This is a genomic window from Sulfitobacter sp. 1A15299, assembly GCF_043556915.1.
Lineage (GTDB): Bacteria > Pseudomonadota > Alphaproteobacteria > Rhodobacterales > Rhodobacteraceae > Sulfitobacter.
In genome coordinates this window covers 101341-123364 of record NZ_JBIFFJ010000004.1, presented here as the reverse complement: position 1 = coordinate 123364, position 22024 = coordinate 101341, and the positions used below count along the sequence as shown (strand labels likewise).

Annotated in this window: 18 protein-coding genes and 1 riboswitch; of the genes, 8 read left to right on the top strand and 10 right to left on the bottom strand. The window is 65.3% G+C overall.

The annotated features are described in order from the left end of the window. Positions 1–50: 50 nt before the first annotated feature. From choX to ACGYK7_RS07835, 9 genes are all read right to left on the bottom strand, one after another. Entirely contained in the window at positions 51–971 is a 921-nt protein-coding gene (gene choX, locus ACGYK7_RS07875; RefSeq protein WP_394400697.1) for a choline ABC transporter substrate-binding protein, read from the bottom strand. Positions 972–1099: 128 nt separating this feature from the next. After that, positions 1100–2722 (bottom strand): caspase family protein, encoded by a 1623-nt coding sequence (locus tag ACGYK7_RS07870; protein ID WP_394400695.1) that lies wholly within the window; start codon positions 2720–2722, stop codon positions 1100–1102. Positions 2723–2867: 145 nt separating this feature from the next. After that, positions 2868–3263, bottom strand: coding sequence for a monovalent cation/H(+) antiporter subunit G (gene mnhG / locus ACGYK7_RS07865; protein WP_394400692.1), 396 nt, complete (start codon positions 3261–3263; stop codon positions 2868–2870). Then, complete coding sequence (locus ACGYK7_RS07860; RefSeq protein ID WP_067630872.1) at positions 3260–3547, bottom strand: K+/H+ antiporter subunit F; 288 nt, start codon at positions 3545–3547, stop codon at positions 3260–3262. Before ACGYK7_RS07860 ends, mnhG begins: the two co-directional genes overlap by 4 nt. Then, the gene (locus ACGYK7_RS07855) at positions 3544–4044 is read right to left on the bottom strand and encodes a Na+/H+ antiporter subunit E (RefSeq protein WP_394400689.1); all 501 of its coding nucleotides are present in this window, start codon (positions 4042–4044) and stop codon (positions 3544–3546) included. The genes ACGYK7_RS07860 and ACGYK7_RS07855 overlap by 4 nt, the downstream gene beginning before the upstream one ends. 1 nt (position 4045) lies before the next feature. Beyond that, positions 4046–5590, bottom strand: a complete 1545-nt coding sequence (locus tag ACGYK7_RS07850) for a monovalent cation/H+ antiporter subunit D (protein ID WP_394400687.1) — start codon at positions 5588–5590, stop codon at positions 4046–4048. Beyond that, positions 5587–5934 (bottom strand): Na+/H+ antiporter subunit C, encoded by a 348-nt coding sequence (locus ACGYK7_RS07845; protein ID WP_067260931.1) that lies wholly within the window; start codon positions 5932–5934, stop codon positions 5587–5589. Before ACGYK7_RS07845 ends, ACGYK7_RS07850 begins: the two co-directional genes overlap by 4 nt. A gap of 2 nt (positions 5935–5936) precedes the next feature. Then, complete coding sequence (locus ACGYK7_RS07840) at positions 5937–8795, bottom strand: monovalent cation/H+ antiporter subunit A (RefSeq protein ID WP_394400684.1); 2859 nt, start codon at positions 8793–8795, stop codon at positions 5937–5939. 174 nt (positions 8796–8969) lie between these two features. Then, a complete protein-coding gene (locus ACGYK7_RS07835; protein ID WP_394400682.1) occupies positions 8970–10487 on the bottom strand; it encodes a malonyl-CoA synthase in 1518 nt (505 codons plus the stop codon). Between the two features lie 351 nt (positions 10488–10838). Between ACGYK7_RS07835 and ACGYK7_RS07830 the strand changes: the two genes are divergently transcribed. After that, the gene (locus ACGYK7_RS07830) at positions 10839–12074 is read left to right on the top strand and encodes a putative DNA modification/repair radical SAM protein (RefSeq protein ID WP_394400679.1); all 1236 of its coding nucleotides are present in this window, start codon (positions 10839–10841) and stop codon (positions 12072–12074) included. Continuing rightward, on the top strand, positions 12074–13504 hold the full coding sequence (locus ACGYK7_RS07825) for a UdgX family uracil-DNA binding protein (protein WP_394400677.1): 1431 nt from the start codon (positions 12074–12076) through the stop codon (positions 13502–13504). The genes ACGYK7_RS07830 and ACGYK7_RS07825 overlap by 1 nt, the downstream gene beginning before the upstream one ends. Here ACGYK7_RS07825 and ACGYK7_RS07820 read toward each other — a convergent pair. Next, positions 13501–14139: an SOS response-associated peptidase gene (locus ACGYK7_RS07820; protein WP_394400674.1), complete on the bottom strand. Its 639-nt coding sequence runs from the start codon at positions 14137–14139 to the stop codon at positions 13501–13503. The genes ACGYK7_RS07825 and ACGYK7_RS07820 overlap by 4 nt on opposite strands. 144 nt (positions 14140–14283) lie before the next feature. On the opposite strand from ACGYK7_RS07820, the gene ACGYK7_RS07815 reads away from it, so the two are divergent. The 6 genes from ACGYK7_RS07815 to thiS all read left to right on the top strand — a co-directional run bounded on the left by ACGYK7_RS07815 (position 14284) and on the right by thiS (position 22021). Continuing rightward, a complete protein-coding gene (locus tag ACGYK7_RS07815; RefSeq protein ID WP_394400671.1) occupies positions 14284–15018 on the top strand; it encodes an ImuA family protein in 735 nt (244 codons plus the stop codon). Further along, the gene (locus ACGYK7_RS07810; RefSeq protein ID WP_394400890.1) at positions 14966–16453 is read left to right on the top strand and encodes a Y-family DNA polymerase; all 1488 of its coding nucleotides are present in this window, start codon (positions 14966–14968) and stop codon (positions 16451–16453) included. The genes ACGYK7_RS07815 and ACGYK7_RS07810 overlap by 53 nt, the downstream gene beginning before the upstream one ends. Further along, on the top strand, positions 16453–19782 hold the full coding sequence (locus tag ACGYK7_RS07805; RefSeq protein WP_394400668.1) for an error-prone DNA polymerase: 3330 nt from the start codon (positions 16453–16455) through the stop codon (positions 19780–19782). The genes ACGYK7_RS07810 and ACGYK7_RS07805 overlap by 1 nt, the downstream gene beginning before the upstream one ends. Before the next feature lie 111 nt (positions 19783–19893). Beyond that, positions 19894–19990: riboswitch (TPP riboswitch) on the top strand. Positions 19991–20057: 67 nt separating this feature from the next. Further along, a complete protein-coding gene (thiD, locus tag ACGYK7_RS07800) occupies positions 20058–20861 on the top strand; it encodes a bifunctional hydroxymethylpyrimidine kinase/phosphomethylpyrimidine kinase (protein ID WP_394400665.1) in 804 nt (267 codons plus the stop codon). Then, the gene (locus ACGYK7_RS07795; RefSeq protein WP_394400662.1) at positions 20854–21834 is read left to right on the top strand and encodes an FAD-dependent oxidoreductase; all 981 of its coding nucleotides are present in this window, start codon (positions 20854–20856) and stop codon (positions 21832–21834) included. The genes thiD and ACGYK7_RS07795 overlap by 8 nt, the downstream gene beginning before the upstream one ends. Then, positions 21824–22021: a sulfur carrier protein ThiS gene (thiS, locus tag ACGYK7_RS07790; RefSeq protein ID WP_394400660.1), complete on the top strand. Its 198-nt coding sequence runs from the start codon at positions 21824–21826 to the stop codon at positions 22019–22021. Before ACGYK7_RS07795 ends, thiS begins: the two co-directional genes overlap by 11 nt. The last annotated feature ends 3 nt before the right edge of the window (positions 22022–22024 follow it).

The window sequence follows — 22024 nt, the reverse complement described above, 5'->3', positions numbered from 1 at the left end:
TGACCCGCCCCATCGATCTGGGGCGGGTCTTGTCCATCATAGCCTGCGGATCACTTCAGCGAAGCGACAGCTTCCATCGCATCGCCACCATCGACGGTTGTCACACCGTCCAGCCATGTGTCGAGCACGTCAGCGTTGGCCTTGATCCAAGCGGCGGCGGCCTCTTCCGGCTTTTCGCCGTCATCGAGGATCGCGCCCATGATCTCATTCTCCATCGCAAGGCTGAATTCGAGGTTCTGGAGGAATTTGCCAAGGTTCGGGCATTCTTCGACGAAACCGGCGCGGGTGTTGGTGTAGACCGTCGCACCGCCCAGATCGGGGCCGAAGTAATCGTCACCGCCTTCGAGGTAGGTCAGGTCGAAGTTGGCGTTCATCGGGTGCGGCTCCCAACCAAGGAAGACCACGGGCTCTTCCTTGCGGCTGGCGCGCTGCACCTGAGCGAGCATCCCCTGTTCAGAGGATTCGACGACTTCGAACTCGCCCAGCTCAAAGGCATTCTCGTCGATCATCGACTGGATCAGGCGGTTGCCGTCATTGCCCGGCTCGATGCCGTAGATCTTGCCTTCGAGTGCGTCGGCATTGGCGGCGATGTCGGCGAAGGTCTTGATGCCCATGTCGGCGGCGGCCTTGTTCACGGCCAGCGTGTATTTCGCGCCTTCGAGGTTCGCGCGCACGGTGTCGACGCTGCCCTCTTCACGGTATTTGGCGATATCGCCTTCCATCGTCGGCATCCAGTTGCCCAAGAACACGTCGATGTCGCCGGACGCCATGGAGGTATAGGTCACCGGCACGGCGAGGATCTTGGTCTCGGTGTCATAGCCAAGCGCGTCGAGCACGACAGAAGCGGCGGCGGTGGTGGCTGTGATGTCGGTCCAGCCGACGTCGGAGAAGGTGACTTCGCTGCACTCGGCAGCGGCCAGCGAGGTCGCGGCGACTGTCGCCAGAGAGGATGTCATAAGCAGTTTTTTCATTGGTGTTCTCCCCAGAGAAGTTTTTATTGACTGATGCGCCAATCAAAAGCCATCGGCCGCGATATTGCAACCGGATTAATTTTGCCAACTTACTGGAGGGGAAAAAGCAATACTACTTGTTTCAAAATTCACTCCCGCGCGGCCTGTTTCGGGCGCAGAACCGGGGTGACATTTTCATCCGCGCCGGGCTCTGGCTGGGCGTCGATTTCGGGGGTGTCCTCGGCCTCCGATGGCGTCTCGTGATCAGGTTCATCCTCCGGCGTCTCGGATGGCACCGGGGAAGTTTCCGAATCCTCTGAGTCCGGCGTTTGTTCAGCAACTTCAGTATCTTCGACCTCAATCGCGCCAGCCTCCAGCCCGAATGCCGCGCGGATCGCAGCTTGGGTGCCGTCGCCATAAAGCCCGTCGATCGCGCCATCGTAGAACCCGAAGTCCGACAGTTTGCGTTGCAGCGCTTTGCGGGTGTCGCTGTCGAACAGGCGCGGCTCTTCCTGCATCAGCCCCAGCAGCGTGCCATCTCCTGCCCGCAGCGCGCGATAGAGGTAGAGCGCGGCATCAGCCGCCCCGCGCCCCGGCACTTTGCCGTCGTCGATCATCGCGGCAAAGTTGAACATCGCGGCGGGGTGTCGCCTGTCGGCTGCACGGCGGAAGTAGTCGAGCGCCAATTTGGGGTCGGCCTCCTGCCCCAATTCGCCCTGCAAATGGATAAAGCCCAGATCGTTCAACGCCCCCGCATGGCCCCGCGCAGCAGCGTCGCGATAAAGCTGCATCGCGCGGTTTTCGTCCTGCGCCACGCCCCGCCCCTCTTCGTAAAGCTGAGCCAGTTGATAGCGCGCCTCGGCCGAGCCGGTCTCGACCGCCCGCATCAGCTGCGCCGCCGCATTCTGCGGATCATAGCGCGGATCATCGGGATCGCTTTGCAGGGCGGCGAGGCCGAGTTGCGAGCGGGTATCGCCCTGCCGCGCCAATTCGGCCAAACGCTGGCCCTGTGTCTCGTTCAAATCGGCCCACCCCTCTGGGGCCGCTTCCCCGTCACCGCTGCCAAGGAAGAACGGCGTGGGGCTCAGCCGCCCGAAACGGCGGGCCGACAGGCTGCCGCCGCTGCGGCTGCGCAGAGTGGCGCGGAAATCATCCAGCATCGCGCCAACCTCAACCTCCGGCTGCGCCAAAACCTCGGCCAGCGTTTCGGCGAAAAGGCCCGCGTTCTCGCCGCCTTCGTCACAAGCGCCTACCTCGCCAGAAGTCACGACCAAAGTGCCGAGACGCGGTTCAGGCGGTGGCAGGGGTGCGGCGGCTTGCTGCGGGGCGGCGTGGCAATTGTCGAGCAGAACAAGCCGTATCTGCCGCGCCTTGCCCGCCGCACGCAGGAGCGCAGGCAGGGCCACCCCCTCGCGCCGCAGGGCCGAAGCCGGGGCCGAGGGCGCATCCGCCGGGATCAGATAGCTCTGCCCGCCAGAGGCGACACGGCGGCCCGCGTAGTAGATCAGGGCGACATCCGCTGTTTCGGCGTGAAAGGCAAAGTCGGAAAGCGCCTGTTTGAACGCCGCGCTGTCGGCGTCGATCAGGGTGGTAACGTCAAAACCCTGCCCCTCCAGCGCCTGAGACAGGCGCGTCGCATCCGCGCGCGGGCGATCTGGCGTGGCGGCAGCGGCATCTTCATTGACGGAAATGCCGATCACCATCGCCACACGGTCTTGCGCCGCCGCGGCGAGGGGCAGGAGCAACATCAGCAGGAGCGCGGTCAGACGCATATGGCAGGATCCTTTCGGTCAGCTTCGGTTGGGCAGCACCGCCCATTAACCTATGCTGGCAGGAAAAGGTTTCCACCATCGTAACAGTTTGAAATGAATCCGACCTTGGCCCCACGGCATCCGCCCGGGGGCCAAGGCGTCATGCTCAGGCCTGCGGCGACATCTCTTCGATCTCGCGGTCTTCCTCCGGCACGTTGAGCGTTGCCCAAGTATCGCCCTCCGGAAGTTCCGGCGGGTTCGGCAGGCAATCGCGGCGATGGATGTTCGCCTTGGCCATGAAATTGGCCGAGACCGGCGCGGTGACAAAGATGAAGGCCATGATCAGCAGCTCATGTAGCGACCCCGTGCCCGACAGGAAGGAGTTTACCATGGCCGCCAACAGATAAGCCCCGATCCCCAGCGTCGCGGCTTTGGTCGGCGCGTGCAGCCGTGTCATCGGGTCGTTCAGTTTGAGCAAGCCAATCCCGGCGACCAGCACGAAGAAACTGCCGATCACCAGCAGTGCGATAACGAAATAGGTAGCGATGATCTCAGGGCTCATTCGATGATATCTCCGCGCAGGACGAAACGGGCATAGGCCACGGTCGAGACGAAACCCAGCATGGCGATGATCAGCGCCGCCTCGAAATAGATTTGCGTGCCTTGCAAGATGCCCAACAGCACGATGATGCCGATGGCATTGATGAACATCGTGTCCAGCGCCAGAATCCGGTCCCCCGTGCCGGGGCCGATCCACAGACGGATCATCGCCATGAATTGCGCAATGGCGACGAGGGTCAGCGCGCCGTAGAGCGCCAGCGTCAAAAGGTCGGTCGCTTGGGTCATACGAAAATCTCCTTCAAGCGGCGTTCGTAGCGGTCTTTGATCTCATCCCGCACCGCATCGGGGTCGGTTGCGTCCAGCGCGTGCACCAAGAGGTAGCGCCCATTGTCCGACAGGTCCGCCGAGACGGTGCCGGGGGTCAGCGTGATGGTGCCCATAAGGATCGTGATCGCCTCGGGTTCTTTCAGGTCGAGCGGCACGACGACCCAAGCCGGCGACATGCTGGCGTTGGATTTGGTCAGGATGATCCACGCCACTTGGATATTGGCGATGATGATGTCCCACAGGACCAAGATCACATAGGCGATCATGCGCAGCGGGCGGATGCCTTGGGGCCGGTCGGTCCACCACCGCGCGGTCAATACCGGGATCACGATCCCGAGGATCAGGCCAAAGACCAACATGCCCGCGCTGAACTTGTTTTGCAGCAAGATCCACACAACGGTGAGCAGCAGGGTCAGAAACGGGTGCGGCAAAAGCCAACGGATCGGTCGCATCATGTCAATGGGCCTCCTCTTTGCCGTCCGACAGTTTGCCGGGAGTTTCCAGCACGGTGGTCAGGTAACGCTCCGGCCCGAACAATTGCTTTAAAATCGCGGTGGCATATTGGGTGGCCGGACCCGCCAGCAGCGTATGCGCCACCAAAAGGGCCAAGAGCCCGCCCACCGCAACATAGCTCAGCGCCGAGGGGCGCGCCGCCGGGGTCGCCCCCTCCTCTGGCGTGACGCTGCGCGCCTTCCAGAAGACCACGCTGCCCGCCCGGCCAAAGCCCACGAGGCTCAAAAGGCTCGCGCCCAAGATCACGGCCCAGATCCACACCCAGGCATCGCTGGCGGCGGCGGCATCCATGATCAGCAGCTTGCCCAGAAAGCCCGAAAGCGGCGGCACGCCGACCATGGCGATGGCGGCGACAAAGAACAGGGCCGAGGTCAGCTTGGCCCCCGCGACCTGCGGCTGCGCCGTCAGGTCCAGATTGTCGCGCCCGGCCCGCGCCAGATCGGCGATCAGGAACAGCGCGCCAGCGGCCAGTGTCGAATGCACGATATAGTAAAGCGCCGCGGCGATCCCTTCGGGCGTGAACAGCGCGATCGAGATCATCACCATGCCCATGGAGCCAATGACGGAAAAGGCCACCATACGGTCCAACTGCTTGGCCGCCAGCACGCCGATCATGCCAAGCGCCAGCGACAGCAGTGCGGCAGGCAACAGCCATGTGGTATGTAGATCCGCCGTCACGGCCAGTTCGGGCGGGAAGATCAGCGTATAGACGCGGATGATCGCATAGGCGCCGACCTTGGTCATAATGGCGAAAAGCGCCGCCACCGGGCCGGGCGCTTCGGCATAGCTCGACGGGAGCCAGAAATGCAGCGGCACCACGGCGGCTTTGACCGCGAAGACCATCAAGAGCAACACCGCCGCGATGCGGATGCCCACTGTCGCGCCCGCGTCGATCAGGGCAACGCGCTGCGCCAGATCGGCCATGTTGAGCGTCCCCGTCTCGGCATAGATCGCGCCAAGCGCAAAGAGAAACAGCGTCGAGCCCAGCAGGTTATAAAGCACATATTGCACCCCTGCCCGCAGACGCGGTGTGCCGCCCGCGTGGATCATCAACCCGTAGGAGGCGATCAGCAGCACTTCGAAAAAGACGAAGAGGTTGAACAGGTCGCCCGTCAGGAAAGCGCCCATAATCCCCATCAGCTGGAACTGGAACAGCGCATGAAAATGCCGCCCGCGTTCGTCCCATTTCGACCCGATGACATAGAGGAGCACAAACAGCGCCAGCACCGCTGTCAGCGTGACCATCAGCGTCGACAGGCGGTCGCCCACCAGCACGATGCCAAAGGGCGCGGCCCAATCGCTGAGACGGTAGAGCATGACATTGCCGCTCGCCGCCTCGACCGAGAGGCCAAGGCCCACGGCGACCAGCGCCAGCACCCCGAACAGCGACAGCACCCGCTGGATGGTGATGTGATAGCGCGCCGCCAGCACGATGAAAGGCGCGATAAACGCGGGCAGCACGATGAGCAGGATCAGCCAATGGGTCATGTGCGGTCCTCCGCCTTGGTATCGGTCAGCGGCTCGTCCACATGATCATCCTTATTGCCCAGATAGGCGCCGAGGGCGATCATCACCACCACGGCGGTCATGCCGAATGAAATCACGATGGCGGTCAGCACCAGCGCTTGGGGCAGCGGATCGGTATAGCGTGCGGCATCCGAAAGGATCGGCGGCGCGCCCACGGTCAAACGGCCCGAGGCAAAGAGAAAGACGTTCACCGCATAGGTCAGCAGCGAGGTGCCCATGATGACCGGAAAGCTCCGCAAGCGCAGCACAAGATAGAGGCCAGAGGCCGTCAGGATGCCGATGGCGGATGCGACGAGAAGTTCCATGTTTATGCCTCCGCCTTGGTGGTGTCTTCGCGCGAGGGGTCGATGTCCATCGCATGTTCGGCTTCGGGCACATGCGCCCGGCGCGCCAGCCGCGAGAAGCTTTCAAGCGACAGCATCACCGCCCCCACCACGGCAAGGAACACGCCCAGATCGAAAAGCGCCGCCGTGGCCAGTTCGAACTTGTAGAACGGCGGGATGCGCACATAGGTGAAGTCCGACGTCAGGAACGGTTTGGCAAAGAGCCACGATCCGATCCCCGTCAGCCCCGCGATCAAGACGCCGGTGCCGATGATCCCATGATAGGGATAGCGCAGCCGCGCCGAGGCCCAGGCAAAGCCGCTGGCCATATATTGCATTACCACGGCGATAGAGACGATCAGACCGGCGATGAAACCGCCGCCCGGCTCGTTATGGCCGCGCAGGAAGATGTAGAAACCTACCATGAGCACCACCGGCATGATCACACGGGTCATCACCACCATCATCATCGGGTGACGGTCCCCCGCGCGCGGCTGGTCGGGCTTGCGGTTCAGCAAGAGCGCACGCACCGGGCCCGAGAGCAGCGTCTCGGTCAGCGCGTAGATCAGCAGGGCCGCGATGCCCAGAACGATGATCTCCCCATAGGTGTCGAAGCCCCGGAAATCGACGAGGATCACGTTCACCACATTGGTGCCGCCGCCGCCCTTGTAGGAGTTGGCAAGGTGGAATTCGGAAATGCTCGGCGCCACGGTGTCGCGCAGCAGGTAGTGATAGGACAGCGCCATGGTCGCCGCCCCCGCCGCGAGAGAGACGACAACGTCCCGCGTCCGGCGCAGCACGCTGCTTTCGATCGGCGTGCGGTTGGGCAGGAAGTTCAGCGCCAAGAGCAGCAGGATGATCGTCACCACCTCGACCGTCAGCTGGGTCATCGCCAAGTCCGGCGCGCTGAAGAAAACGAAACCAGCCGAGACGATCAGCCCGACGATGCCGATCAAGATCAGCGACAACAGGCGGTTGCGGTGCAGGAAGACAAGGCCGCAGGCCGCCGCGACCAACATCAGCCAGCCTGCGATCTGCACGGCATTCGTCGGCTGCAGCGCACGGCTCGCCGCGCCCACCGTGCCGGTGGCCCAAGCGTAATAGCCCACGCCCACGACGGTCACCGCCATCACGGCGGCATAGCGCGAGAAAGCCCCATTGTGCAGCCGCAGCGATACCGCCTGCGACAGGCCGACAGCGGCCGCGATGATCCGGTCAAAGATGCGCTTGGCCTCGGGCCGCGGGGCGGCATCCCAGATGCGCAGCAGCGGGGTGAAGAGCGCCAGCAAGATCAGCCCGCCCACCACCGCGACGATCGACATATAAAGCGCCGGCCCCAGCCCGTGCCAGATTTTGAAATGCGCAGAAGACATCTCGGCCGCGTCACCAAGGACAGAGGCGGTCACCAGCTTGACGAAAGGCTCGGCCAGAAACGGCGCGAGGCCGATCACCACCACGGGGATGATCAACAGCGCCGGCGGCAGCCAGAGGCCGGGCTTGGGATCATGCGGATGATCGGGGTAATCGTCGCGCTCCTTGCCAAGAAAGGTGTGGCCGATCAGCCGGAAGCTATAGGCCGCAGAGAAGAGCGCGCCGAAGGTCGCAAGCGCAGGCACCAGCCACGGCAGATCGAAAAGCGTCGTGTGCAGCGTCTCTGCCAGCATCATCTCTTTCGACAAGAAGCCGTTGAGCAGCGGAATACCCGCCATTGAAAGCGACGCCAGCGTGGCGATCACGAAGGTCACCGGCATCAGATGCCGCAGCCCGCCCAAGCGCCGGATGTCGCGCGTATGCACCGCGTGATCCACGATCCCCGCCGACATGAAAAGCGCCGCTTTGAAGGTCGCGTGGTTCAGGATGTGAAACACCGCCGCCAGCGCGCCAAAGGCCGTGCCGGTGCCCAAAAGCATGGTGATCAGACCAAGGTGGCTGACGGTCGAGAAAGCCAAGAGCGCCTTCAGGTCATGTTTGAACAGCGCGATCACCGCGCCCAGCACCATGGTGATCAGCCCCGCCGTGGTGACGATGACGAACCACTCCGGCGTGCCCGAAAGCACCGGCCACATCCGCGCCATCAAGAAGATCCCCGCCTTCACCATCGTGGCGGAGTGCAGATAGGCCGACACCGGCGTCGGCGCGGCCATGGCGTGGGGCAGCCAGAAATGAAAAGGGAACTGCGCGGATTTGGTGAAACAGCCCAGCAGGATCAGGATCAGCGCAGGCAGATAGAGCGGCGAGGCTTGGATCGCCTCGCGGTTTTCCAAGATCACGCTCAGGTCATAGCTGCCGACGATCTGACCCAGCAGCAGCATGCCACCGATCATCGCAAGCCCGCCCATGCCGGTCACGGTCAACGCCATCCGCGCGCCTTGGCGGCCTTCGGGCAGATGCTTCCAATAGCCGATCAGCAGGAAGGACGACAGCGAGGTCAGCTCCCAGAAAATCAGCAGGATCAACACGTTATCGCTCAGAACAATGCCCACCATCGCGCCTTGGAAGAGCAAGAGATAGGTGAAAAACTCACCCATATGATCATCGCGCGACAGATAAGAGCGCGCATAGGCGATGATAAGCAGACCGATGCCAAGGATCAGGCAGGCAAAGAAAAAGCCAAGACTGTCGAGCATCAAGGTCAGGTTCAGGCCAAGCTGCGGGATCCAATCAACCCGCGCGGTCAGCACCTCTCCGGCCAATACGGCAGGCAGATGGGTGAGCAGGCCCACAAAGGCCACGAGGGTAACCATGAAGGTGACCCCGGCGCAGGCTTGGCGCCCTGCGGAATTCATCAGTCCGGGTAGCAAAGCACCAAGGAAAGGCAAGGCAACGATAAGGAAGAGGGACACGCGAACTCCTGATCTAGCGGACTGAAAGGTCACCACGTTCTGTAGAAATTTTCCCGGCACCTCAAGCGAAACCGGGCATTAAACGCCAGATTGTCGCAGGTTACATCCCCGCCCCGCCCCGTGGGAGGGGGATGCCCGTGCCTTTGACCGTGAGACAGCGCCCCTCGGGCCGCGTCACCCCGGCTGGAAGAGATCCCGGTAGTTTTCGCGCAGCACGTTCTTTTGCACCTTGCCCATGGTGTTGCGCGGCAGTTCCGGCAGCACGATCAACTTGCGGGGCTGTTTGAACTTGGCCAGCGATCCGGCCACGTCCGAAGCGATCTTTTCCAAGTCCAATTCCACACCCCGGCGCGCCACCAGCACCGCCACGACGCTTTCACCGAAATCGGGATGCGGCACGCCGATCACCGCGCTTTCCAGCACGCCCGGTTGGTCGTCGAGCAGCAGTTCGACCTCCTTGGGGTAGATGTTATAGCCGCCCGAGATGATCAGGTCTTTGTCGCGGCCCACGATGGTGACATAGCCATCCGCATCGCGCCGCCCCAGATCGCCGGTGATGAAAAAGCCGTCTTCGCGCAGCTCGGCGGCGGTCTTCTCGGGCATCTGCCAATAGCCTTTAAAGACATTCGGCCCCCGCACTTCGATGCTGCCAATCTCGCCATCCGGCAGGGTCGCGCCGGTCTTGGGGTCGGTGATCTTGAGTTCCACATCCGGCAGAGGCAGGCCCACGGTGCCCGCCCGGCGCTCGCCCTCATAGGGGTTACTGGTGTTCATATTAGTCTCGGTCATGCCGTAACGCTCTAGGATACGGTGGCCGGTCCGGGCCTCGAAATCCACATGGGTTTCGGCCAAAAGCGGGGCCGAGCCCGAGATGAACAGCCGCATCTTCGCCGCCGTCTCACTGGTAAAGCGCGCGTCGTCCAACAGCCGGGTGTAGAATGTGGGCACCCCCATCATCGCGGTGGCATGGGGCATCCGGTCGATCAATCGGTCGATGTCGAGCTTGGGCATGAAGATCATCGCGCCTCCCGCCACCAGCGTCACATTGGTCGCCACGAAAAGCCCGTGGGTGTGGAAGATCGGCAGCGCATGAAGCAGCACATCCGCATTCGTAAAGCGCCACAGATCGGCCAGCGTCTGCGCGTTCGACAAAAGGTTCGCCTGCGTCAGCATCGCCCCCTTAGAGCGCCCCGTCGTGCCGGAGGTATAGAGGAAGGCCGCGAGATCATCCGCCTTTCGCGGGGGGGTCTCGAATTGATCGGTGACCGAGGCCGCGCGCTCCGCAAAACTGCCATCGTTTTCGGTGCCGAGCGTCTCAAGCTGGCAGCCCGTGTCCTTGGCCAGCGGCCCCATCTCGTTGCGCCGCGCAGGCTGGCAGACAAAAGCCGCCGCCCCGCTGTCGGTCACGAAATAGCGCACCTCATCCGCCGTATAGGCCGGGTTGAGCGGCAAAAAGATCACCCCCGCCCGCACGCAAGCGGCATAGAGCGCCAGCGCATCGGCGGATTTGTCGATCTGCACCGCCAGCCGGTCGCCCGGCTTCACCCCCAGCCCGCTCAGCACATTGGCAAAGCGCGCCGCCCGGCTCAGAAAGCCCGCATGTGTCAGCGTCACCCCCCCTTCGAGATGCAAAAAGGCGGTCGTCTTGCCCGCGTGACGGCCAAACAGAGTGTCATAAAGGGGGTTTGCCATCACGGTGCTCCTCGCGTGTTGTTCTTGGGAAAGCCGATTGTCTCCTCGCGGAATTACAACCGTATTACGCGAGGTAATGCAAGCAGGCGGAGGGCTACGGTGAGGGGAAATGTCGAACCGAGGCAATAGCTTGTAGGGCGATGCTGACACGCCCTTGCAGGGCGATGCAACGATGCGCCCTTGCAGGGGGATGCTTAAATGCGCCGCCCAAAAGGTTAGCGTCCCGTAGGCAAATCCGCAGGAACATCGACCGCGCGAAATCACCCCGCCCCTCGGCAGCCCCCCGCGCAAATTGTCGCGGCATTAAGATAGGTTGATGACGCCGCCCCTCCGAGAACATATATAGAACGCATGACCAAACAGACCCTCGATCAGAAACTGGCGATTCTCAGCGACGCGGCGAAATACGACGCCTCCTGCGCCTCCTCGGGCTCCACCAAGCGCGACTCGCGCGACGGCAAGGGGCTGGGGTCCAACGAAGGCAGCGGCATCTGCCACGCCTACGCCCCGGACGGGCGTTGCATCAGCCTGCTCAAGATCCTGATGACCAATTTCTGCATCTACGATTGCAGCTATTGCATCAACCGCGTGTCGTCGAACGTGGAGCGCGCGCGTTTCAGCGTGGACGAGGTGGTGAAACTCACCATCGAGTTCTACCGCCGCAATTATATCGAGGGGCTGTTCCTGTCGTCGGGCGTGATCCGCTCGCCCGATGCGACCATGTCGGACATGGTCCAGATCGCCCGCAAGCTTCGGCACGAGGAGAACTTCCGCGGCTACATCCACCTCAAGACCATCCCCGACGCCTCGCCCGAGTTGATCGAGGAGGCCGGGCGTCTCGCCGACCGGCTTTCGATCAACGTGGAGCTTCCCACCGACAGCGCGGTGCAGCAATATGCGCCCGAGAAGAAGCCCGAGCAGATCCGCCGCGCCATGGCGAACGTGCGCATGACCAAGGAGGCGAGCAAAGAGAAATCCTTCTCCGGCAAGCGCCCGCCGCGTTTCGCCCCCGCCGGCCAGTCGACGCAGATGATCATCGGCGCGGACGGGTCGAACGACGCCACCGTGTTGGGGCAATCGACGCGGCTTTATTCCAGCTACAAGCTGAAGCGGGTCTATTACTCCGCCTTCTCGCCGATTCCCGACAGTTCCGCGAAACTGCCGCTGATCCGCCCGCCCCTGCAACGCGAACACCGGCTGTATCAGGCCGATTGGTTGCTGCGGTTCTACGACTTCCAACTCGACGAGATCACCTCGGTCACCCGCGACGGCAACCTCGATCTTGAGGTCGACCCGAAACTCGCCTGGGCGCTGGTGCACCGCGAGCATTTCCCGCTCGACGTCAACCGCGCCAGCCGCGAGATGCTGCTGCGGGTGCCCGGCTTCGGAGTGAAGACCGTCAACCGCATCCTCGCCGCGCGGCGGCATCGCAGCTTGCGCTACGAGGACCTGACCCGCATGGGCGCTTCGATGAAAAAGGCCCGCGCTTTCGTCACCGCCGGGGGCTGGTCGCCGGGGGGGCTCACCGACAGCGCCGACCTGCGCGCGCGTTTCGCGCCGCCGCCCGAGCAATTGACCCTGTTCTGATGCACCGCGTTTCCCTGCCCCCCATCGGCACCGCCAGGGCATGGCGCGAGGCGGCACGCGGCTTTCTCGCCGCCGGTGTTCCGCCCGAGCAGATCCTCTGGGGCGATCATGCCGCTGCCCCCGACCTTTTCGGCGGGGAAGCCGCGCCCACTGCCACGGGCCGCACCGCCGTGCCGCGCAGTTTCGTGTCGATGGCCGAGACGGCGGTCTGGCACAGCGATCCGGAACGCTTCGCGCGGCTTTACGCCTTCCTCTGGCGCGTGAAGGACGCGCCGCATCTGATGTCGGACCGCGGCGATGCCGACCTCGCCGTGTTGCGCGGGATGGAGAAGAACGTCCGCCGCTGCCAGCACAAGATGAAAGCCTTCGTCCGCTTCCGCGAGATCGGCGATCCGAACGCCCCGCGCCGCAGCTTCGCCGCCTGGTTCGAGCCCACGCATCACACGGTGGAGCCGACGGCGGATTTCTTCGTGCGGCGGTTCTCGGACATGGACTGGCGCATCCTGACGCCCGACGTCTCGGCCATCTTCGAGGGCGGCAAGCTCAGCTTTCAAGAGGGTCACGCCAAGCCCGACCTGCCCGAGGACGCGGGCGAGCAACTGTGGATCACCTACTTCCAGAATATCTTCAACCCCGCGCGCCTGATGGTGAAGGCGATGCAGTCGGAGATGCCCAAGAAATACTGGAAGAACATGCCCGAGGCGGCCTTCATCCCCCAGATGATCGCCGAGGCCCCGGCCCGCGCCCGCGCCATGGCCGAGGCAGCGCCGACACTGCCGCCGGTGCGGATGGACCGCGTGCAGGCGCAGCTTTCGGCCTTCAATTCCGCGTGGGAAGGCCCGATGGAAGAATTGCCCGCCGCGATCCGCGCCTGCACCCGCTGCCCGCTGCATTGCCACGCTACCCAAGCCGTGCCGGGCGAAGGGCCGCGAGATGCCGATCTGATGGTGGTGGGCGAACAGCCGGGCGATCAGGAGGATCTGGCGGGCCGCCCCTTCGTCGGGCCGGCAGGCCAGATGTTCGACCGCATCGCCGGGGAAGCGGGGCTGGATCGCGAGGCCGCCTTCGTCACCAATGCGGTCAAACACTTCAAGTTCACCGCCCGCGGCAAGCGCCGCATCCACCAGCGCCCCGAGACGCCGGAGATCGACCAGTGTCGCTGGTGGATGAACGCCGAGGTGACGCAGGTGCAGCCGAAGCTGATCCTCGCCATGGGCGCCACGGCGGCGCAGAGCCTGACCGGCAAGGGCACGGGCATCCTGAAACGGCGCGGCACGATCGAGGCGGGGCCCGAGGGCATCCCGGTGCTGATCACCCTGCACCCCTCCTACCTGCTGCGCGTCCCCAATCCCCGCGTGCGCGAGGAGGCCGAGGCGCAGTTCCGCTCGGACCTCGCAATGGCCGCGCGGATGATGGCAGAGGCGGCTTAATCCTCGGGGTCGATGACCTGCAGGGCACCGTCGGGCAGCGGGCGTTGCAGTTTTGGGAGGTCGGCGGTCTCGGCGCCGAGCCACGCCTGCACCTCGTCGGGCGTGGTCAGGATCACCGGCATGGCCTTGGGGTGCACGGCCGCGACCTCGGCATTGGGCTCGGTGGTCAGAAAGCCATAGAGGTTGTCGGTGGTCTCCCCATCCTTGAGCTTGCGGACGGAGGTCCACTGCGTCCAGACCCCGGCGAAGAAGGCCAGCGGGCGGTCCTCGCCAAGTGCGAACCAGATCGGGCGAGAACGTTCGCCGGGGCGGTTCAGCGGCTCGGAAAAGGCGGTGAAGGGCACGACGCAGCGGTGCTCCGACACCAGCCAGCGCCGCCAATGCGGTGAGGCGATGTTGCGGATGTTGGTCACACCGCGGTCGGTCTTCTTGCCCTTGAGCGCAAAGGCGGGCGACGGCATCCCCCACCGCATCATCTGCAGCACCGGGCCGACCTCGCCATGGCGCACCACCGGGGCGGGATAGTCGGGGTAGATGCCGGGCATCGGGGCGAGGTTTCCGGTCTGGTCCTCAATCCCGTCGAACCAGCCGCGGATCGCGTCCTGCCCCTTGGTGAGGGAGTAAAGATTGCACATTTTCGCCTCCTGTCGCCGCCTTGGGCCCAGTAGATGCGATTTTTCCGCGCCCCGGCAAGGGCTTCGCGGCGCGGCTCAAATCTTTGACAGAACCGCAGTTCGTCGTTTATGAATAGAACAAAATGTGAACATATGGAGTCGTGCATGACAACCGATTCTACATATGGGCAGGTCCTTACCCTGCCGCGACGGCGGCCGTCGACACCCCCCGAGCCGGGGGTTCTGGCCGCATATGCGCCGCTCACGGATGTCTTTCCCGCCCCCTTCGCCACGGCCCCGGCCAGCGCCTTCGTGCTGTCGCTGCTGCCGCGCGGCAAGGGGCCGGTGCTCTGGGTGCAGGACTTCCTGTCGCGGCGCGAGAACGGCGCGCCCTATACCCCGAGCCTCGCGGCTTTCGGGCTGGAGCAGCCGGTGCTTCTGGTCAGTGCCAGCCATCCGCGCGACGTGCTCTGGACGATGGAGGAAGGCGCGGCCTGCGCCGGTCTTTCCGCCGTGGTGGGCGAGGTGCATGGCGGGCCGGAGGTGCTGGATTTCACCGCCACCAAACGGCTCTCGCTGCGGGCCGAGGCTTCGGGCGTGCCGCTCTACCTCATCCGCAGCGGCGATCCCGGCGGGCTGAGCGCCGCTCGGATGCGCTGGCGCATCGCCGCGCTGCCCGCGCAGGCGCATCCGCACGACCCGCAGGCGCCGGGCGCGGCCCGCTGGGATCTGGAGCTGTTTCGCGCGCGCGGCCATGCGCCAGGCCGATGGGTGGCCGATTATGAGCCCGAGAAACGCCACAGCCCCCGCGCCGCGGATCGTCTCCGTCTGGTTCCCCGAGCTGACGATGGAGCGCTGGCGCCGGGTGATCAGCCAATACCGCAGCGTTCCGGGGGATGAGGTGCCGGTGGTCCTGTCGCGCGACGGGACGCACGGTCCGGTGGTCCATGGGCTGAGCGCCGCCGCCCGCGCCCGCGGCATCGAGACGGGCGCACGGGTGGTCGACGTGCAGGCGATCCACCCCGACCTGCATGTCGAGCCCGCCGATCTGGAGGGCGATATTGCCCTGATCAAGCGGCTGGTGCATTGGGCGCGGCGCTGGTGCCCTTGGACCGCGCGGGACGTGGATCATGGCCTGCTCTTGGACGTGACCGGCTGCACGCATCTGTTTGGCGGCGAGGCGGCGATGCTGCGCGACATCCGCAGCCGTTTCGCGTTGCAGGGGCTGACCGCACGCTGCGCCATGGCCCCCACCCCGGGGGCGGCGCAGGCATTGGCGCGTTTCGGCTTGGGCGCGCAGATCTGCGAGGCCGAGGACGTGGGCACCGCCCTCGCCCCCCTGCCCGTCGCCGCCCTGCGGCTGGATGCGCAGACCGCGCGGCTCCTGGACCGGCTCGGCCTCAAGACCATCGGCGCGCTGAGCGATCTGCCCCGCGCCGCGCTGATGCGCCGCTTCGCCAGCCTGAAGCCCGAGCGCAACCCGCTGATCCTGCTCGACAAGGCGCTCGGCAAGGCCGCCGATCCGCTCAACGCCCCGCCCGATCACCGCCATTTCATGGCCCGCAGCCGCCTGCCCGAACCGGTGCTCGACCCCGCCCCGCATCTGCCCGCGCTGGTCGAGGATCTCTGCGCACAACTGGCCCGGGCCGAACTCGGCGCGCGGCGGCTGCGGCTGACCGTCTACCGCATCGACGGCGATTGGCGCGGCCTCGACACTGCCACCGCCCGCGCCAGCCGCGACGCCGCGCATTTGCGCCGGCTCTTCGAAGGCAAGCTCGAAACCATCGACAGCGGCTTTGGCTTTGACCTGCTGACGCTGGAGGCACTGGCGAGCGAACCGCTGCCGCTGATGCAGGACCACCTCGACGGCAAGCGCGACCCCTCGGCCGACGTGGCTGGGCTGCTCGACCGTCTGGTGGCGAAACTGGGCAGCGACAAGGTCAACTGGCCGCAGTGGCGCGAGACCCACAAGCCCGAGGCGGTGGAGGAACGCGCCCCGGCCCTGCAGGCCACCCCCGCCACCGCGCCGGTGCTGCTGCGCGAGCGCCCGCTGCGCCTCTTGACCCCGCCCGAGGAGGTGCGCGTGATCTACGCCGTGCCCGAAGGCCCGCCCTCGCAATTCAACTGGCGCCGCGTCACCTACAAGACCACCCGCCACGCCGGGCCCGAACGCATCGCGCCGGAATGGTGGCGCGACCGCCCCGGCACCCGGCTGCGCGATTACTACAAGGTGGAGGTCGAAGGCGGCCAACGCTTCTGGCTCTACCGCGAGGGGGTGATCCATGACGGCCGGGGCGCCGAGCCGCGCTGGTTCCTGCACGGGATGTTCGCCTGATGCCGCAGCAGGAGGGACATAAGCGCCGCACCCTGGGCGAGGACGGTTTTGCCGCCCCGCCGCGGGCAGCGTATGTGGAGTTCGGGCTGGCCAGTTGCTTTTCCTTCCTGCGCGCCGCCTCGGACGCCGTCGATCTGGTCGAGACCGCGCATCACCACGGCTACGACAGTCTCGGCATCGCGGATCACAACACGCTGGCGGGCGTGGTGCGCCTGCATGTGGAGGCCGAGAAAGCCCATATCCGCCCCCTGATCGGCGCGCGTCTGGTGCTGCTCTGCGGGACCGAGATCCTCGCCTACCCGCAGGACCGCGCCGCCTATGCGCGGCTCTCGACGCTGCTCTCGGCGGGCAAGATGCAATCGGTCGATGGCGAATGGCAGCAGAAGGGCGAGACCCATCTGACGCTGGAGATGCTGGCGCAACATGCCGAAGGGCTGCACCTGATCGTCATGCCGCCCGAGAACCTCGATCTCTTCGCCGCCGGCCTGCCGCGGCTGCAAAAAGCGCTGCCGGAGATGCGCCATATCGGCGCGAGTTTCCTCTACCGGGGCGACGACCGGGCACGGATCAACCGGCTGGATGCGCTGGCCCGCACCCATGGGCTGAAGCTTCTCGCCACCAATGACGTGCTTTACCACGCCCGCCACCGCCGCCCGCTGCAGGACGTGATGGTGGCGATCCGCGAGGGCGTGATCGTACCCAAGGCGGGCTACCTGCTAGCCGCCAATGCCGAACGCCACCTGAAATCCCCCGAGGCGATGATGCGCCTTTTCGCCGACTGGCCCCATGCCATCGCGGAGACCCGCCGCCTTGCCGACCGGATCGACTTCCGCCTCACCGATCTGGCCTATGAATACCCCCATGAAATCGTCCCCGAGGGGAGCAGCCCGATGGAGGAACTCGCCCGCCTCACCTGGGAAGGCGCTGCCCGGCGCTACCCCGAAGGCCTGCCCGAGACGGTGAAAAAGACCATCGAGAAGGAATTCGCCCTGATCGAGACCAAGAAGATCGCGCGTTATTTCCTGACCATCCATGACATCGTCCGCTTCGCCCGCGAGGAGGCGCAGCCGCCGATCCTCTGTCAGGGGCGCGGCTCGGCGGCCAATTCCGCGGTCTGCTTCTGCCTCGGCATCACCTCGGTCGACCCGGCGGTGCACAACCTGCTGTTCGAGCGGTTCCTGTCGGAGGAACGCGACGAGCCGCCCGATATCGACGTCGATTTCGAGCATGAGCGGCGCGAGGAGGTCATCCAGTACATGTACGGCAAATACGGCCGCCACCGCGCCGGGCTTTGCGCCACGGTGATCCACTACCGCCCGCGCTCGGCCATCCGCGAGGTCGGCAAGGCGATGGGGCTCTCGGAAGACGTGACCTCGAAGCTCGCCGGCACCGTCTGGGGCAGTTTCGAGGGTGAGATGGACGACGCCCGCGTGCGCGAGGCCGGGCTGGACCTGTCAGACCCCTATCTGCGCATGGTGCTGAAACTGGCCAGCCAGATGATCGGCATGCCGCGGCACCTTTCACAGCACGTCGGCGGCTTCATCCTGACCGAACGCCCCCTGACCGAGATCGTGCCCATCGGCAACGGCGCCATGCCCGAGCGCAGTTTCATCGAATGGGACAAGGACGACATCGACGCGCTGCAGATCTTCAAGGTCGATATCCTCGCCCTCGGGATGCTCACCTGTATCGCCAAATGTTTTGATCTGATCGAGGCGCATTACGACCGCCCGCTGGAACTGGCCACGGTGCCAGTGGAGGATCACGAGGACGACGCCACCGGGCGGCCCACCTATGACATGCTCTGCCGGGGCGACAGCCTCGGGGTGTTTCAGGTCGAAAGCCGCGCGCAGATGGCGATGCTGCCGAAACTGCGGCCACGGGTCTTCTACGATCTGGTGATCGAGGTCGCCATCGTCCGCCCCGGCCCCATTCAGGGCGACATGGTCCACCCCTATCTGCGCCGCCGTCAGGGGCTCGAAAGCGTCGTCTACCCCGCCCCCGGCCCGGCCTATCCGCAGGACGAGTTGTTCAGCATCCTCAGCCGGACCTTGGGCGTGCCGATCTTTCAGGAACAGGCGATGAAGATCTCCATCGACGCAGCACGGTTTTCGCCCGCCGAGGCCAACGAGCTGCGCAAGGCCATGGCCACCTTCCGCTCGCGCGGGACGATCGAGAAGCTGCAGGACAAGATGGTGGGCCGCATGACCAAGCGCGGCTACGATCCGGTTTTCGCGCAGCGTTGTTTCGACCAGATCAAGGGCTTCGGGGAATACGGCTTCCCCGAAAGCCATGCCGCGAGTTTTGCCAAGCTGGTCTATGTCTCATCCTGGATGAAATGCCACTACCCGGCGGCCTTTGCCTGCGCGCTGCTGAACTCCCAGCCAATGGGGTTCTACGCCCCCGCGCAGATCGTGCGCGACGCCCGTGAGCACCGGGTCGAGGTGCGCGATGTGGACGTGAACCTCTCGGACTGGAACTGCACGCTGGAGCCTTGTGACGACGGTTTCGCCCTGCGCCTTGGCCTGCGCATGGTGGACGGGCTGCAGGAGAAGGCGGGCGCGCGGATCATGGACCGGCGCGAGACGCCTTTTGCGGATGTCGAAGACCTCAAGACCCGCGCGGGGCTGGATGCCAAGGCGATCCGACAACTCGCCGCCGCCGACACGATGCGCAGCATGGGGATCGACCGGCGTCAGGCGCTTTGGCAGGCGCAGGGGCTGCGCGATGCGCCCGCCCTGCCGATCTTCGACCATGTTGAGGCTTCGGCCCGCGGCCCGGAGCCGGAGGTGCATCTGCCGGTGATGCCGAAGGCGGAACAGGTGGTGGCCGACTACCAGACGCTGCGCCTGTCGCTGAAGGCGCATCCGATGTCCTTCTACCGCGCCAGCCTTGCCGCGCAGGGGTTCGCCTCCGCCCGCGATCTTTCGCGCATGGGCCACGGGCGGCGGGTGAAACTCGCCGGGCTGGTGCTGGTGCGCCAGAAACCCGGCAGCGCCAAGGGGGTCTGTTTCATCACGCTGGAGGATGAGTTTGGCGTCGCCAACCTCGTGATCTGGCCCAATATGTTCAAGCTCTACCGCCCCACGATCATGTCGGCGCGGCTTCTGGTCGTGGAAGGGCGCGTGCAGACCGACGGGCGGGTGATCCACGTAGTGGCCGACCGGCTCGAGGACCGCTCGGACCGGCTAGCCGCGCTCTCGGACGCGCCCATGCCCGGCATCACGACGCGGGGCGATCACCCGACCCATCCGCTGCCCGGTCAGGTGGCCATGCATGGCCATCCGCGCGATGCCAAAGTGATCCCCAGATCGCGCGATTTTCATTGACGAATCTTCATGCGTTGCATGAGGTACGATGTACAACTACATGATATAAAACGTGAACTAATAAATAACCGATCCCCTGTTGACCCTATGAACGCCCCTCGCTAGCCTGCCGGAAATCCGTTGGGGTGCCGCAAGGCTGAGAGGTGAAAACCGACCCATCGAACCTGATCCGGGTCGTACCGGCGTAGGGAACGGAAGCAAGCATCAGCCCCATCCGGGCGGTCGTTTACCCCGTATCTCCATGCCCTTGGCCCATCTCACGAATGGGGGGCCGAATGGCGTTTCAAGCACTGACGATTGCGGGCTCCGACAGCGGCGGCGGGGCGGGGATTCAAGCCGATCTCAAGACCTTTAGCGCGCTCGGCGTCTATGGGGCAAGCGTGCTCACTGCCGTGACCGCGCAGAACACCCGCGCCGTCACCGGGGTCGCGATGATCGCCCCTGCGATGATCCGCGCACAGATGACGGCGGTCTTTGACGATCTGGCCATCGGCGCGGTCAAGATCGGCATGTTGGGCGACCCGGCGACGATCTTCGCCGTGGTCGAGGGGCTGGCCGACTGCGCCGCGCCTGTTGTGCTTGACCCGGTGATGGTGGCGAAATCCGGCGATGCGCTGCTCTCTGCCGAAGCGGTCAAAACCCTGCGCGACCGGATGCTGCCCCGCGCCCATGTGCTGACGCCGAACCTGCCCGAGGCCGCACGGCTGCTCGACACAGAAGAAGCCTCCGACGAGGCCACCATGCTCGCACAGGGGCGCGCGCTGCTGTCGTTCGGCCCCCGCGCGGTGCTGATGAAGGGCGGCCATGGCAAGGGCTGCACCTGTGTCGATCTGCTGATTTCCGAGGCCGAGACCCTGCGCCTTTCCGCGCCGCGCCAGCAAACCACGAACACCCATGGCACCGGCTGCACGCTCTCTGCCGCCATTGCCGCCGGGCTGGCGCGAGGCCTGTCTCTGCCGCAGGCGGTGGAGGCCGCCCATCGCTATCTGCAACGCGCCATTGCCGCCGCGGACGCCCTCAACATCGGCCATGGCCACGGGCCGGTGCATCATTTTCACGGCGTTTGGTCCCATGAGTGACGTCACCATCATCGGCGCGGGCGTGGCCGGGCTTTGGGCCGCACGGGCCTGTCTGGCGCAGGGGCTCCGGCCAAGGCTCGTTGACCGCAAAGGCACGCCCGGGCCGCATGGCTGCTCGTGGTGGGCGGGCGGCATGCTCGCGCCCCTTTGCGAAGGCGCGCTGAGCGAGCCTGCGGTAGTGACCCACGGGCGGCGTGCCGCGGCGCTATGGGGGGAGGTCACGGAGGTCACCCATAGGGGCACGCTGGTCCTCGCCCCCGAGCGGGACCGCGCGGAACTGCAACGCTTTGCCGCCCGCACCGAAGGCCACAGCGCCTGCGATGCCGAGGCCGTTGCAGAATGCGAGCCGGACCTCGCCGGGCGTCACCGGCGCGGGTTGTTCTTTGCCGAGGAGGCGCATCTGAACCCGCGCCAAGCGCTGTATGATCTATCTCAAACCCTTATCGCCCAAGGGGTAAAGGTCGAGACCACGGCCCTCGCCCCGAGGCAAATCGCAGGCCCGGTGATCGACTGCCGCGGCATGGTGGCCCGCGACGCTCTGCCCGGACTGCGTGCGGTGCGCGGTGAGATGATCCTGCTCCGCGCTCCTGATGTCACCCTCACCCGCCCGATCCGCCTGCTGCACCCGCGCCACCCGCTTTACGTCGTGCCGCGCGGTGATGGGATCTACATGCTGGGCGCGACCCAGATCGAAAGCGCCAGCCGCAGCGGCATGACCGCCCGCTCGGCGCTGGAACTGCTCTCAGCCGCCTATGCGCTCGACCCGCGATTTGCCGAAGGCGAGATCATCGAGATGGGCGCCGACCTGCGCCCCGCCTTTGCCGACAATCTGCCCGGCATCGTGCAACGCGGCGCGGTGCTGCATCTGAACGGGCTGTTCCGGCACGGCTTTCTCATGGCACCCGCCTTGGCCGAACAGGCGGCGGGCTTTCTGGCAACAGCGACAACGGGGGATTTATTCCGTGAAGATTGAAGTGAACGGCGCGCCGCGTGAGGTCACCGCCGCGCCGCTTGACGCGGCATTGGCAGAGCTTGGCTGGGGCGAGGCGAAGGTCGCCACCGCGCTCAACGGCAGTTTCGTCCCCGCAGGCGCGCGGGGTGAGACCATGCTCCGCGACGGTGACCGGCTCGAAGTGCTCAGCGCCATGCAGGGGGGCTGAGAG

Excerpts from the sequence above, each read along its gene's own strand:
- choX (WP_394400697.1), bottom strand. The coding sequence starts at position 971 with ATGAAAAAACTGCTTATGACATCCTCTCTGGCGACAGTCGCCGCGACC.
- ACGYK7_RS07870 (WP_394400695.1), bottom strand. The coding sequence starts at position 2,722 with ATGCGTCTGACCGCGCTCCTGCTGATGTTGCTCCTGCCCCTCGCCGCG.
- mnhG (WP_394400692.1), bottom strand. The coding sequence starts at position 3,263 with ATGAGCCCTGAGATCATCGCTACCTATTTCGTTATCGCACTGCTGGTG.
- ACGYK7_RS07860 (WP_067630872.1), bottom strand. The coding sequence starts at position 3,547 with ATGACCCAAGCGACCGACCTTTTGACGCTGGCGCTCTACGGCGCGCTG.
- ACGYK7_RS07855 (WP_394400689.1), bottom strand. The coding sequence starts at position 4,044 with ATGATGCGACCGATCCGTTGGCTTTTGCCGCACCCGTTTCTGACCCTG.
- ACGYK7_RS07850 (WP_394400687.1), bottom strand. The coding sequence starts at position 5,590 with ATGACCCATTGGCTGATCCTGCTCATCGTGCTGCCCGCGTTTATCGCG.
- ACGYK7_RS07845 (WP_067260931.1), bottom strand. The coding sequence starts at position 5,934 with ATGGAACTTCTCGTCGCATCCGCCATCGGCATCCTGACGGCCTCTGGC.
- ACGYK7_RS07835 (WP_394400682.1), bottom strand. The coding sequence starts at position 10,487 with ATGGCAAACCCCCTTTATGACACTCTGTTTGGCCGTCACGCGGGCAAG.
- ACGYK7_RS07830 (WP_394400679.1), top strand. The coding sequence starts at position 10,839 with ATGACCAAACAGACCCTCGATCAGAAACTGGCGATTCTCAGCGACGCG.
- ACGYK7_RS07825 (WP_394400677.1), top strand. The coding sequence starts at position 12,074 with ATGCACCGCGTTTCCCTGCCCCCCATCGGCACCGCCAGGGCATGGCGC.
- ACGYK7_RS07820 (WP_394400674.1), bottom strand. The coding sequence starts at position 14,139 with ATGTGCAATCTTTACTCCCTCACCAAGGGGCAGGACGCGATCCGCGGC.
- ACGYK7_RS07815 (WP_394400671.1), top strand. The coding sequence starts at position 14,284 with ATGACAACCGATTCTACATATGGGCAGGTCCTTACCCTGCCGCGACGG.
- ACGYK7_RS07810 (WP_394400890.1), top strand. The coding sequence starts at position 14,966 with ATGGAGCGCTGGCGCCGGGTGATCAGCCAATACCGCAGCGTTCCGGGG.
- ACGYK7_RS07805 (WP_394400668.1), top strand. The coding sequence starts at position 16,453 with ATGCCGCAGCAGGAGGGACATAAGCGCCGCACCCTGGGCGAGGACGGT.
- thiD (WP_394400665.1), top strand. The coding sequence starts at position 20,058 with ATGGCGTTTCAAGCACTGACGATTGCGGGCTCCGACAGCGGCGGCGGG.
- ACGYK7_RS07795 (WP_394400662.1), top strand. The coding sequence starts at position 20,854 with ATGAGTGACGTCACCATCATCGGCGCGGGCGTGGCCGGGCTTTGGGCC.